Raw genomic sequence first — 11,274 nt, 5'->3', positions numbered from 1 at the left:
GGCGCGGCGGGCTCGGGCGTCGCGGCGGGCGTCGCCGGCTTCGCGGCGCTCGCCGGGGCGGTCTTCTTCGCCGGCTCGCATGCGCCGGCGGCGACGGCGACCCCGAGCAACACGGCCGCGAAAGCGCCTCTGCCGGCGAGCGAAGTGCGCGCGCGATGGTGTTGCGGGGGCATGGAAATCTCCGATGCTTCGCCGTTCGGCGAACGTGGGGCCGAGCCTAATCGTGGGGCGGCCCGAACTGCAACGCTGGTCCGCCGAAGCTGCGCACCGGCGTTTCCCCTTGATTTCCGGCGCGTTCGCGTCTACGTGCGCCCCCATCTCACACGCAGACAGCGGCGGTGCGGGCTTCGGCTCGTTTTCCTCCGTTCCGAGGCCTGAGGGCTTTCACGTCTGCGGAGGCGCATCGGAAGAAGGATAAAGTTTCATGGCGCTTCCCGAATTCAGCATGCGGAGCCTGCTCGAAGCCGGCGCTCACTTCGGCCACCAGACCCACCGGTGGAACCCGAAGATGGAGCGTTACATCTTCGGCAGCCGCGCCAACATCCACATCATCGACCTGTCGCAGACCATCCCGCTGCTGCACCAGGCCCTGGTGAAGGTTCGCGAAGTCGCCGCCGGCGGCGGCCGCGTCCTGTTCGTCGGCACCAAGCGTCAGGCGTCCGATCCGGTCGCCCAGGCCGCCAAGCGCTGCGCCCAGTACTACGTCAACCACCGCTGGCTCGGCGGCACCCTGACCAACTGGCGCACCATCTCCGGCTCGATCGCGCGTCTGCGCGAGCTGGAGCAGGTGATGGCCAACCCGGAGAACCGCTCCAAGAAAGAGCTGCTGATGCTCACCCGTGAGCGCGACAAGCTCGAGCTGTCGCTGGGCGGCATCAAGGACATGGGCGGCATTCCGGACCTGATGTTCGTGATCGACACCAACAAGGAGTCGATCGCCATCCAGGAAGCCCGCAAGCTGGGCATCCCGGTCATCGCCATCCTGGACACCAACTCCGATCCGGACGGCATCAGCTTCCCGGTCCCGGGCAACGACGACGCCGCGCGCGCCATCCAGACCTACTGCGACCTGGTCGCCGACACGGTCCTGGACGGCCTGGCCGCCGGCCAAGTCGCCATGGGCGTGGACCTGGGCGCCGCCGAGCGTCCGTCCGAGCCGGCCCTGCGCGCCGCCAAGGTGGCCGCTCCGGTGGTTGAAGCCGCTCCGGTCGTCGAAGCCGCTCCGGCGGTTGAAGCCGCCCCGGCCGAAGCCGCGCCGGAAGCCGCCGCGACCGAAGAACAGACGAACGGCTGATTTCAGCCAGCGTCACCCGATTGAGACGCGGCCGGGTTATCCACCCGGCCGCTCACCCTTGATGAACTGGAGAACCCCATGGCGGAAATCACTGCCGCTCTGGTGAAGGACCTGCGCGAGAAGTCCGGCGCGGGCATGATGGACTGCAAAAAGGCGCTGACCGAGAACAACGGCGACCTGGACGCCGCCGTCGACTGGCTGCGCACTAAAGGCCTGTCCAAGGCCGCCAAGAAGGCTGACCGCGTCGCCGCCGAAGGCCTGGTGGCCATGGCCGTCGTCGACAACGGCGCCGGCGAGACCGCCTCGGCCGTCGAAGTGAACGCCGAAACCGACTTCGTGTCGCGCAACGAGCTGTTCCAGAACGCCGCCCGCGCCGTCGCCAAGGCGTCGCTGGCCGTCGACGGCGTGGACGCGATCAACGCCGCCAAGGTCGAGAGCGGCGAGACCGTTCAGGAGCTGCTGACCAACCTGATCGCCAACATCGGCGAGAACATGATGGTCCGCCGTTCGGCCAAGTTCACCGTGCCGGCCGGCGTGGTGGCTTCGTACGTCCACAACGCGACGGCTCCGGACCTGGGCCGGATCGGCGTGCTGGTGGCCGTCGAGTCGACCGCCGACAAGGCCAAGCTGCGTGAGCTGGGCCGCAAGATCGCCATGCACGTCGCCGCCACCGCGCCGCTGTCGCTGTCGTCCGACGACCTCGACCCGGCCGCCGTGGAGCGCGAGCGCGCGGTGCTGACCGAGAAGGCCCGCGAAGAGGGCCGTCCGGAAGCGATGATCGCCAAGATCGTCGAAGGTCAGATCAACAAGTTCCAGAAAGAAGTGGTGCTCCTGAAGCAGCCCTTCGTCATGAACCCGGATCAGACCGTCGAGCAGCTCGTCGCCGACACCGGCAAGGAGCTGGGTGCGCCGATCAAGATCACCGGCTTCACCCGTCTCGCCCTGGGCGAAGGCGTGGAAAAGAAGACCGAGGACTTCGCCGCCGAAGTCGCCGCCGTCACCGGCGGCTGATCGCTCGACAAAAAGTGCGTATGAAGAAGGGCGCGCGCGGCTGACGGCCGGCGCGCCCTTCGGCTATCTTGCGCCCCGATTCCCGTCCCCCGTTCTCAGCTTCCGGCAGGTCGCCCCATGTCCACGCCCGCTCGCTCGCCGCGCTACCGCAAGATCCTGCTCAAGGTGTCCGGCGAGGTGCTGATGGGCGACCAGGGCTTCGGCATCGACATGAAGACCGTCGACGCCGTGGCCCAGGAAGTGGCCGAGGTGGTCCGCCACGGTGTGGAGCTGTGCCTGGTGATCGGCGGCGGCAACATCTTCCGCGGCCTGTCGACCGCCGCGCGCGGCATGGAGCGGGCCAGCGCCGACTACATGGGCATGCTGGCCACCGTCATGAACGCGCTGGCCATGCAGAACGCGCTGGAGCGCATCGGCGTGGAGACCCGCGTGCAGTCGGCCATCCCGATGGACACGGTGTGCGAGCCCTACATCCGCCGGCGCGCCGCGCGCCACCTGGAGAAGGGGCGGGTGGTGATCTTCGCCGCCGGCACCGGCAACCCGTTCTTCACCACCGACACCGCCGCGGCCCTGCGCGCCGCCGAGATGGGCTGCGACGCCCTGTTCAAGGGCACCAGCGTGGACGGCGTCTACACCGCCGACCCGAAGAAAGACCCTTCGGCCGAGCGGTTCGAGCGGCTGAGCTATCTTGAGGTTCTCGCCAAGGACCTTAAGGTCATGGACGCGTCGGCGATCAGCCTGATGCGCGAAAACGGCATTCCCATCGTCGTGTTCTCGATCCGGGAACGCGGCGCCCTTCTCGACGTGCTGACCGGCCAAGGCGTCCACACCGTGATCGCCGAAGACCGCCTGGAGCGCGAGTGAGGCTGAAAGACCAATGAGCAAACCTGACCTGAAGACCTTCGAGAGCCGCATGGACAAGGCGGTGGCCGCGCTCAAGGAAGAGTTCGGCGGCCTGCGCACCGGGCGCGCTTCGGCCAGCCTGCTGGATCCGGTCATGGTCGAGGCCTACGGCTCGTCCATGCCGCTCAACCAGGTGGCCGCCGTCAGCGTCCCTGAGCCGCGCATGATCACCGTCAGCGTCTGGGACAAGGGCATGGTCACGGCGGTGGACAAGGCGATCCGCTCGGCCGGCATCGGCCTGAACCCGGTGGTCGAGGGCACCAACCTGCGCGTGCCGATTCCGCCGCTGACCGAAGAGCGCCGCAAGGATCTCGCCAAGCTGGCCGGCAAGTACGCCGAGCAGCAGCGGATCGCCGTGCGCAACGTCCGCCGCGACGCCATGGACGAGCTCAAAAAGGCCGAGAAGGACCACCTGATCAGCCAGGACGAGCAGAAGAAAATGGGCGACGACGTGCAGGGCTTCACCGACGCGGCCATCAAGCGCATCGACGAGGCCTTGAAAGTCAAAGAACAAGAGATCATGCAGGTTTGACGGCGCGTTCCCGCCGTACTGCGTGAAGGAGAGGGACGCGCCATGGCGCCTGCCTCCGGCCAATCCGTCCCCGCCTCCGAGGCCGCCCTCGGTCCGCGGCACGTCGCCGTCATCATGGACGGCAACGGCCGCTGGGCGAAGGCGCGCGGCCTGCCGCGCACGCTCGGCCACCGCGCCGGGGTGAACGCCCTCAAGCGCACGGTCGAGGCCGCCCCCAAGCTGGGCATCGAGTGCCTGACCGTGTTCGGCTTCTCGACCGAGAACTGGCGCCGGCCCGTGGCCGAAGTGTCCGAGCTGATGGGCCTGGTGCGGGCTTATGTCGAAAGCGACCTGGAGCGGCTGACCCGCGAGGGCGTGCGCCTGCGCATCCTGGGCCGCCGCGAAGGCCTGCCGGCCGACATCGCCGCCGTGGTCGAGCGCGCCGAGGCGCGCACGGCGAGCAACGACCGCTTCCTGCTGCAGGTGGCCTTCAACTACGGCGCACGCGCCGACGTGGTGGACGCCGCGCGGCGCTTCGCCCAGGCCGTGAAGAACGGCGAGCAGGAGCCGGACCAGTTGGACGAATCCACCTTCGGCAGCCTGCTCTGCACCGCCGGCGGTCCGCCGCTGGACGTGCTGGTGCGCACCAGCGGCGAGCGGCGCATTTCGAACTTCCTGCTGTGGGAGGCGGCCTACGCCGAACTGGTGTTCCAGGACGTGCTGTGGCCCGACTACGGCGTCGAACACCTGCAGCAGGCCGTGAACGAATTCAGGAGCCGCGAGCGGCGCTTCGGCGGGATCGGCGTGCATGACGTCCTCGCCGCAGGCTAAGCGCTTCAACTGGAACGACCTGGGCATGCGGGTGGTGTCGGCGGTGGTGCTGATCCCCGCGGCGGTCGCGGCCATCTGGATGGGCGGCTGGCTGTTCCTGCTGATGGTGTCGGTGGCCGCCTGCCTGCTGGCCTTCGAGTGGGGGCAGATGAGCGAGCCGCGCACGCCGCGCCGCATCGCCGTCGCCGTCCTGCTGGGCGTGATCGCCGCGGTGTTCGCCGCCGACCTGCGCCAGTTCTCCGCCGCCTTCGTGCTGCTGGTGTTCGGCTCGGCCGCGGCGGCGCTGTACGCCCGCCGCCTTAAGGCCTCGGCCGCCGACGCGGCCTACGGCGTGCTCTACATCGGCTGGCCCTGCGTGGTGCTGGTGTGGCTGCGCCAGCAGCCGGACGGCGTGGCCTGGACGGTCCTGCTGTTCTGCGTGGCCTGGGCCGCCGACATCGCCGCCTTCGCGGTCGGCAACCTGCTGAAGGGCCCCAAGCTCTGGCCGCGGTTCTCGCCCAACAAGACCTGGTCCGGCTTCGTCGGCGGGCTGTGCGCCGGCGTCGCCGCCGGGGTGGCCGCCTCCGAGTTCGCCGGGGCCGGCCTGCCGGTCGCGGCCGCGGCGGTGGTGGGCCTGGTCGGCGCGCTGGCCACCATGGCCGGCGACCTCTGGGAATCGGCCCTGAAGCGCCGTTTCGGGGTGAAGGACGCCGGCGCCCTGATCCCGGGCCACGGCGGCCTGATGGACCGGGTCGACGGTTTGATGTTCGCGGTGGTGGCGATCGCCGCCTGCCGCCTCGCTATTGTTTTCGGAGGTCTTTCGTGACCCTTCGCCGCCGCGTCAGCGTGCTGGGCTCGACCGGGTCCGTCGGGGTCTCCACCCTCGACCTGATGGATAAGGCGGAAGCCGCCGGCACCGCCGCCTTCGAGGTCGAGGCGCTGGTCGCCGGCCGCAACCTGGAGCGCGTGGTCGAACAGGCCCGCCGCTGGCGACCCCGCGTGGTGGTGGTCGCCGACGACAGCCGCCTTTCGGACCTGCGCGAGGCGCTGGCCGGCCTCGGCGTCGAGGCCGCGGCGGGCGAGGGGGCCGTGGTCGAGGCCGCCTCGCGCCCGGTGGATTGGGTGATGGCCGCCGTGGTCGGGGCCGCGGGCCTGAAGCCGACCTGGGCGGCGGCGCGCACCGGCGCGGTGATCGCGCTGGCCAACAAGGAGAGCCTGGTCTGCTGCGGGCCGGCCCTGCTGGCGACCGCGCGCGCGGCGGGCGGCTCGGTGATTCCGGTCGATTCCGAGCACTCGGCCGTCTTCCAGGTGCTGCAGCCGCCCTGCGCCGACAAGGTCGCGCGCATCGTGCTGACCGCCTCGGGCGGGCCGTTCCGCACCTGGACGACCGAACGCATGGCCGCGGTCACGCCGGAGCAGGCGGTGGCCCATCCGAACTGGAGCATGGGCGCCAAGATCTCGGTCGACTCCGCCACCATGGCCAACAAGGGCCTGGAGATGGTCGAGGCGGCCTATCTGTTCGGCCTGGGCGCCGAGCGGATCGACGTGGTGGTCCATCCCCAGTCGATCGTCCACAGCTTGGTCGAGTACGCCGACGGCTCGACCCTGGCCCAGCTGGGGCCGCCGGACATGCGCACGCCGATCGCCTGCGCCCTGGCCTGGCCGGACCGGCTGGCCTGGCCCGCCCCGAAGCTGGACCTGGCGGCGCTGGGCAGCCTGACCTTCGAGCCGGCCGACGAGGTGCGCTTCCCCATGCTGCGGCTTGCGCGCGCAGCCCTGCGCGAAGGCGGGGCCGCGCCTGGGGTTTTCAACGCCGCCAACGAGGTGGCGGTCCAGGCCTTCCTTGACCGTAGGATCGGCTTTCTCGATATTGCCGCCACGGTGGCTGAGACTCTCGACCGCGACTCCGGACGCGGGTTCTCCGCGGGGGCGGACAGCGATCCTCTCGAGGTCGCGCTGGAGGTTGACCGTGCAGCGCGTCGGGCGGCCGTGGAAGCGGTCGGACGGCGGCTGGCGGCCTAGTCGGAGGACGCCTGACTCCCATGATCGAGTTCGTGGCGACTTTCGTCGTCCCCTTCGTTCTCGTCCTGACTCTGATCGTGACCGTGCATGAGCTCGGCCACTTCTGGGCGGCGCGCGCGTTCGGGGTGAAAATCGACAGCTTCTCAATCGGTTTCGGCCGCGCCTTGCTGCGGTTTCGCGACCGCACCGGGGTCGAGTGGCGGGTCGGCTGGCTGCCGCTGGGCGGCTACGTCAAGTTCGCCGGCGACGCGAACGCCGCCAGCGTGCCGGACTCCGCCGACCTCGCCGCGCTGAAGCAGGAGATCGAGGCGGAGGAGGGGCCTGGCGCCTTCCAGAAGTACTTCCACTTCAAGCCGTTGTGGCAACGGGCGATCGTGGTGGCTGCGGGTCCGGTCTCCAACTTCCTGTTGGCGATCGTGATTTTCGCGTCCCTGGCCCTGGCCATGGGGCCCCGGGTGTACCCCAGCCCGCGCATCGACGCGGTCGAGCCGGGCTCGCCGGCCGCCCACGCCGGCTTCAAGCCGGGCGACGTGGTTCGTAAGGTTAACGGCCGAAGCATCGAAGACTTCGACGAATTGCGTATGCAGGTCTGGCTGCGGCGCGGCGAGACCGTCCGCTTCTCCGTCGAGCGCGACGGTCGTCCGATCGAGCTGCGCGCCGTGCTCGGCGCGACCGAAACCGTCGACCCGGTGACCGGGACGAAGACCCCGGTCGGATCGCTGGGCGTGCGGCGTTCGCCGACGGACGTCTTCACCGTGCGGTACGGGCCGATTTCCGCCCTCAAGCAGGGCGTCAACCTGACGGTCGAAACCCTCGACACCACCTTGGTTTACCTGGGGCGGGTGCTCACCGGACGGGAATCGGCGGACGCCCTCGGCGGGCCTCTGGGAATCGCCCGCACCTCCGGAGCGGTCGCCAGCGCGGCGGCCGAAGCCGGCCCCGACCTGGCGACGAAGGCCGTCTATGTGACGGCGAATCTCCTCAACTTGGCTGCGTTCCTGTCGGTCGGCATCGGCTTCATGAACCTGCTACCTGTGCCGGTTCTGGACGGCGGGCACTTGCTGTTCTACGGCTATGAAGCTGTGGCGCGGCGACCGCTGGACGAACGAATCCAGGCGGCAGGCTACTGGCTCGGTCTTGCTTTGCTGTTAGGATTGATGTTGTTCGTCACCTGGAACGATCTGAAGAAACTGCCCCTGTTTCAACAAGTCGGCGGGCTCCTGTCGTGAGCCGCCGTCGCCCGATGGTCGAAACCATGTCCGACAAGCCGATTCGAAACAGTTGCCTCGTCCTGGCGTCTGGCTTGGCCATTCTCGCGGCCTCGCCGGCTATGGCGCAGGACCAGCTGCAGGGGCAGCCGGCTAGTCCCGAACCCGCTCCGGCGCCCGCGCCGGAGAGCGGCGTGGTCGCGCGCATCGTCGTGCAGGGCAACGAGCGGATCGATCAGCAGACCATCCTGTCGTACCTGCCCATCCAGCCGGGCGACACGGTTGACGCCGCGCGCATCGACCTCGCGGTTAAAACTCTTTTCCGCACCGACTTGTTCGCCGACGTCGAAATTGGCCTGCAGGGCTCGGACCTGATGGTCCGGGTGGTCGAGAACCCGATCATCAACCAGGTCGTGTTCGAGGGGAACGAGAGCCTCGCCGAAGACAAGATGCGCGACGAAGTCGGCGTGCGTCCGCGCGGCATCTTCACCCGTTCGCGCGTTCAGCAGGACGTCCAGCGCATCGTCGAGCTGTATCGCCGTTCGGGGCGTATCTCGGCCACGGTGACGCCGAAGATCGTCGAACTGCCGCAGAAGCGCGTCGATCTGATCTTCGAGATCGACGAAGGCCCGAAGACCGGCGTCCGCCGGATCAACTTCCTGGGCAATAAAGCGTTCTCGGACAACGACCTGCGCGACATTCTGGTCACCAAGGAATCGCAGTGGTGGCGGGTGTTGTCGTCCAACACCAACTACGACCCGGACCGTCTGGAATACGACCGCGAGCAGCTGCGCAAGTTCTACACGAACCGCGGCTTCTATGATTTCCGCGTGGTCTCCGGCGTGGCCGAGCTGTCCCCGGACCGCAAGGACTTCGCCATCACCATGACGGTGGACGAGGGCCCGAAGTACACCTTCGGCAACCTGAAGGTCGAAACCGAGAACCAGAAGCTCGAGCCGGAATTCCTCCAGGCGCTGCTGCCGATCAGGTCCGGCCAGCTCTACGAGAGCGACAAGATCGAGGACGCCGTCGACGCCCTGACCTATGCGGCGGGTTCGGCCGGCTTCGCCTTCGTCGACGTCCGCCCGCGCTACCAGCCGAACCGCGAGAAGCAGACCGTCGACGTCACCTTCCAGGTGCGCGAGGGCCCGCGCGTCTACGTCGAGCGCATCGACATCGTCGGCAACACCCGCACCATCGACCCGGTCATCCGCCGCGAGATGCAGCTGGTCGAAGGCGACGCCTACAACAAGATCCTGCTGGAACGCTCGCGCAACGAGATCCGTCGTCTCGGCTTCTTCAAAGACGTGAAGATCGACGAGCAACCCGGCAGCGCGCCTGACAAAACCGTCATTCAGGTGCAGGTCGAGGAGCAGCCGACCGGCGAACTGTCGTTCGGCGCCGGCTTCAGCTCGGTCGACCAGTTCATCTTCGACCTGGGCGTGACCGAGCGGAACTTCCGCGGCCGCGGCCAGAACCTGCGCGCGCGCCTGTCGCTGGGCTCGCTGCGCCAGACCCTGGACTTCGCCTTCACCGAGCCGAAGTTCCTGGGCCGGGACCTGCGCGCGGGCGTGGACCTGTACACCTACCGCTACGACTTCGGCGACCAGGCTTCGTTCGACACCAAGACCGCCGGCATGGGCCTGCGTCTCGGCTTCCCGATCAACAGCTACACCTACCTCGCCACGCGCTATAACCTGCGCAACGACGAGATCGTGGTCGACGACTCGCTCTGCACCGCCGCCAGCTCGTCGTCGAGCCTGTGCCAGCAGCGCGGCACCTTCCTGACCTCGCTGGTCGGCTACACCCTCAGCGTCGACCGCCGGAACGATCCGATCGCGCCGACGCGGGGCTGGTACGCCAACCTGCGTCAGGACCTCGCCGGCATCGGCGGCGACGTGAACTACATGAAGTCGGAAGTCGAAGGCGGGATGTTCTACGGCATCCGCCCGAAGTGGGTGGTCAGCGCCCTGGGCTCGGCCGGCTACATCAGCGGCTGGTCCGGCGACAACATCCGGATCAACGACCGCTTCTTCAAGGGCGGCAACAGCTTCCGCGGCTTCGAGACCGCCGGCATCGGTCCGCGCGACACCTCCACGACCGACGCGCTCGGCGGCGATCTCTACGCCATCGGCACGCTGGAAATGGCCTTCCCGCTGCCGCTGCCGGAAGAGTACGGCATCAGCGCCGGCCTGTTCACCGAGTTCGGCACGCTCGGCATGCTGGACGACGTCTACAAGCTGAACGCGAATGGAACGCCCAACCCCTTCATCCGCGACGATTTGAGCCTGCGCGCTTCTGCCGGCCTGACCATTCGCTGGAAGTCGCCTATGGGTCCCATTCAGTTCGACTTGAGCCAGATCCTGGCCCGGGAAGACTACGACAAGACGGAAACGTTCAGGTTCTCAACCTCCACGAGGTTCTAATCCCATGACGCTCAAGTTCCTCAGCGCCGCTGGCGCCCTCACCGTCCTGGCGCTGGCGTCCGGCGCTTCGGCCCAGACCGCCCCGGCGGCGGCGCCGGCCGTCTCGGGCGGCCCGGCCCTCCCGGGCGTGTGCGTCTATTCGGGCGTGCGCACCATCGCGACCTCGAACGCCGGCAAGGCGGTCGAGACGCGGATGAACCAGCTGGAGCAAGCGGTCGAGGCCGACCTGAAGTCCCAGGCCACCGCGCTGGACACCGAAGCCAAGGCGCTCCAGGCCGCCCAGGCCACCCAGGCCAACGACCCGGCCTTCCAGCAGCGCGTCTTCAGCTTCAACCAGAAGAAGGCGCAGTTCGAGCGCAAGTTCCAGATCCGCAACAAGGAGCTGGAGGTCACCAAGGGCAAGGCGATCGAGCGCATCGCCAAGGAAGCGCAGCCGCTGGTGCAGCAAGCCTACACCGAGCGCAACTGCAGCCTGATGATCGACCGCAGCGCGGTGCTGGCCGGCAACGCCCAGATGGACGTGACCGACCTGGTCATCTCCAAGCTGAACGCCAAGCTCCCGCCGTTCTCGTTCGAGCGTGAGAACCTGGAGGCGCAGCTGCAGCAGCAAGCCGCCGCCGCCGCGCCGAAGCCGGCCGCCCCGGCCGCCGCCAAGAAGTAATCCATCCGACTGGGAGGTCGGATGCCCGATCCTCGCTTTTTCGAGAACGCGGGCCCGATCTCCCTTTCGGACCTGGCTGACGCCGCCGGCGCCCGCTTCGATGCGGCGCGCGCGGCCGGCGTCGAGATCGCTCTCGCCGCTCCGCTCGTCCGCGCCGACGGGCGGAGCGTTTCGTTTTTCGCCGACCGTCGCTACCTGGACGACCTGATCGCCACCAAGGCGGCGGCGGTGTTCGTCCCGGAAGCCTTCGCCGAGCGCGTGCCCGAGGGCTGCGTCGCCCTGGTGACGCGTGAGCCGCAGGCCGCCTGGGCCCGCGTGGCCGCCCGCCTGCATCCGGCCCGCCGGATGAGCGCCGGCCCGGCCGTGCACCCGACCGCCGAGATCGGCGAGGGCGTGGTGCTGGCGCCCGGCGCCGTGGTGGGCGAGGG

At 68.8% G+C, this 11,274-nt stretch carries 11 protein-coding genes; all 11 read left to right on the top strand.

The annotated features are described in order from the left end of the window. Positions 1-424 precede the first annotated feature (424 nt). A complete protein-coding gene (gene rpsB / locus G3573_RS16395) occupies positions 425-1,294 on the top strand; it encodes a 30S ribosomal protein S2 (RefSeq protein WP_163262571.1) in 870 nt (289 codons plus the stop codon). A 78-nt stretch (positions 1,295-1,372) separates the two neighbouring features. Further along, a complete protein-coding gene (gene tsf, locus G3573_RS16390) occupies positions 1,373-2,305 on the top strand; it encodes a translation elongation factor Ts (RefSeq protein WP_163262569.1) in 933 nt (310 codons plus the stop codon). Positions 2,306-2,422: 117 nt separating this feature from the next. Continuing rightward, positions 2,423-3,169, top strand: coding sequence for a UMP kinase (gene pyrH / locus G3573_RS16385; RefSeq protein ID WP_163262567.1), 747 nt, complete (start codon positions 2,423-2,425; stop codon positions 3,167-3,169). Positions 3,170-3,182: 13 nt separating this feature from the next. Beyond that, on the top strand, positions 3,183-3,740 hold the full coding sequence (gene frr, locus G3573_RS16380; protein ID WP_163262565.1) for a ribosome recycling factor: 558 nt from the start codon (positions 3,183-3,185) through the stop codon (positions 3,738-3,740). A gap of 42 nt (positions 3,741-3,782) precedes the next feature. Further along, complete coding sequence (gene uppS / locus G3573_RS16375; protein WP_163262563.1) at positions 3,783-4,550, top strand: polyprenyl diphosphate synthase; 768 nt, start codon at positions 3,783-3,785, stop codon at positions 4,548-4,550. Further along, a complete protein-coding gene (locus G3573_RS16370; RefSeq protein ID WP_163262561.1) occupies positions 4,528-5,355 on the top strand; it encodes a phosphatidate cytidylyltransferase in 828 nt (275 codons plus the stop codon). Before uppS ends, G3573_RS16370 begins: the two co-directional genes overlap by 23 nt. Then, on the top strand, positions 5,352-6,551 hold the full coding sequence (gene dxr / locus G3573_RS16365; RefSeq protein WP_163262559.1) for a 1-deoxy-D-xylulose-5-phosphate reductoisomerase: 1,200 nt from the start codon (positions 5,352-5,354) through the stop codon (positions 6,549-6,551). Before G3573_RS16370 ends, dxr begins: the two co-directional genes overlap by 4 nt. Positions 6,552-6,571: 20 nt before the next feature. Next, entirely contained in the window at positions 6,572-7,780 is a 1,209-nt protein-coding gene (locus G3573_RS16360; RefSeq protein WP_163262557.1) for a M50 family metallopeptidase, read from the top strand. A gap of 101 nt (positions 7,781-7,881) precedes the next feature. Beyond that, on the top strand, positions 7,882-10,185 hold the full coding sequence (gene bamA, locus G3573_RS16355) for an outer membrane protein assembly factor BamA (RefSeq protein WP_240454755.1): 2,304 nt from the start codon (positions 7,882-7,884) through the stop codon (positions 10,183-10,185). A 4-nt stretch (positions 10,186-10,189) separates the two neighbouring features. Further along, positions 10,190-10,846, top strand: a complete 657-nt coding sequence (locus G3573_RS16350) for an OmpH family outer membrane protein (protein ID WP_163262555.1) — start codon at positions 10,190-10,192, stop codon at positions 10,844-10,846. A gap of 21 nt (positions 10,847-10,867) precedes the next feature. Beyond that, positions 10,868-11,274: LpxD N-terminal domain-containing protein (locus tag G3573_RS16345; protein ID WP_276208734.1), on the top strand; the 407-nt coding region annotated here is incomplete at its 3' end.

The organism is Caulobacter sp. 17J65-9 (assembly GCF_010975005.1).
Classification (GTDB): Bacteria; Pseudomonadota; Alphaproteobacteria; order Caulobacterales; family Caulobacteraceae; genus 17J80-11.
Note: the sequence above shows the minus strand (reverse complement) of the source record. Positions and strands in the feature narration are given on the sequence as shown.

What these genes read in the sequence shown, in the direction of transcription:
- rpsB (WP_163262571.1), top strand. Translation starts at nt 425, where the DNA reads ATGGCGCTTCCCGAATTCAGCATGCGGAGCCTGCTCGAAGCCGGCGCT.
- frr (WP_163262565.1), top strand. Translation starts at nt 3,183, where the DNA reads ATGAGCAAACCTGACCTGAAGACCTTCGAGAGCCGCATGGACAAGGCG.
- G3573_RS16350 (WP_163262555.1), top strand. Translation starts at nt 10,190, where the DNA reads ATGACGCTCAAGTTCCTCAGCGCCGCTGGCGCCCTCACCGTCCTGGCG.
- bamA (WP_240454755.1), top strand. Translation starts at nt 7,882, where the DNA reads ATGGCGCAGGACCAGCTGCAGGGGCAGCCGGCTAGTCCCGAACCCGCT.
- pyrH (WP_163262567.1), top strand. Translation starts at nt 2,423, where the DNA reads ATGTCCACGCCCGCTCGCTCGCCGCGCTACCGCAAGATCCTGCTCAAG.
- uppS (WP_163262563.1), top strand. Translation starts at nt 3,783, where the DNA reads ATGGCGCCTGCCTCCGGCCAATCCGTCCCCGCCTCCGAGGCCGCCCTC.
- G3573_RS16370 (WP_163262561.1), top strand. Translation starts at nt 4,528, where the DNA reads ATGACGTCCTCGCCGCAGGCTAAGCGCTTCAACTGGAACGACCTGGGC.
- G3573_RS16360 (WP_163262557.1), top strand. Translation starts at nt 6,572, where the DNA reads ATGATCGAGTTCGTGGCGACTTTCGTCGTCCCCTTCGTTCTCGTCCTG.
- tsf (WP_163262569.1), top strand. Translation starts at nt 1,373, where the DNA reads ATGGCGGAAATCACTGCCGCTCTGGTGAAGGACCTGCGCGAGAAGTCC.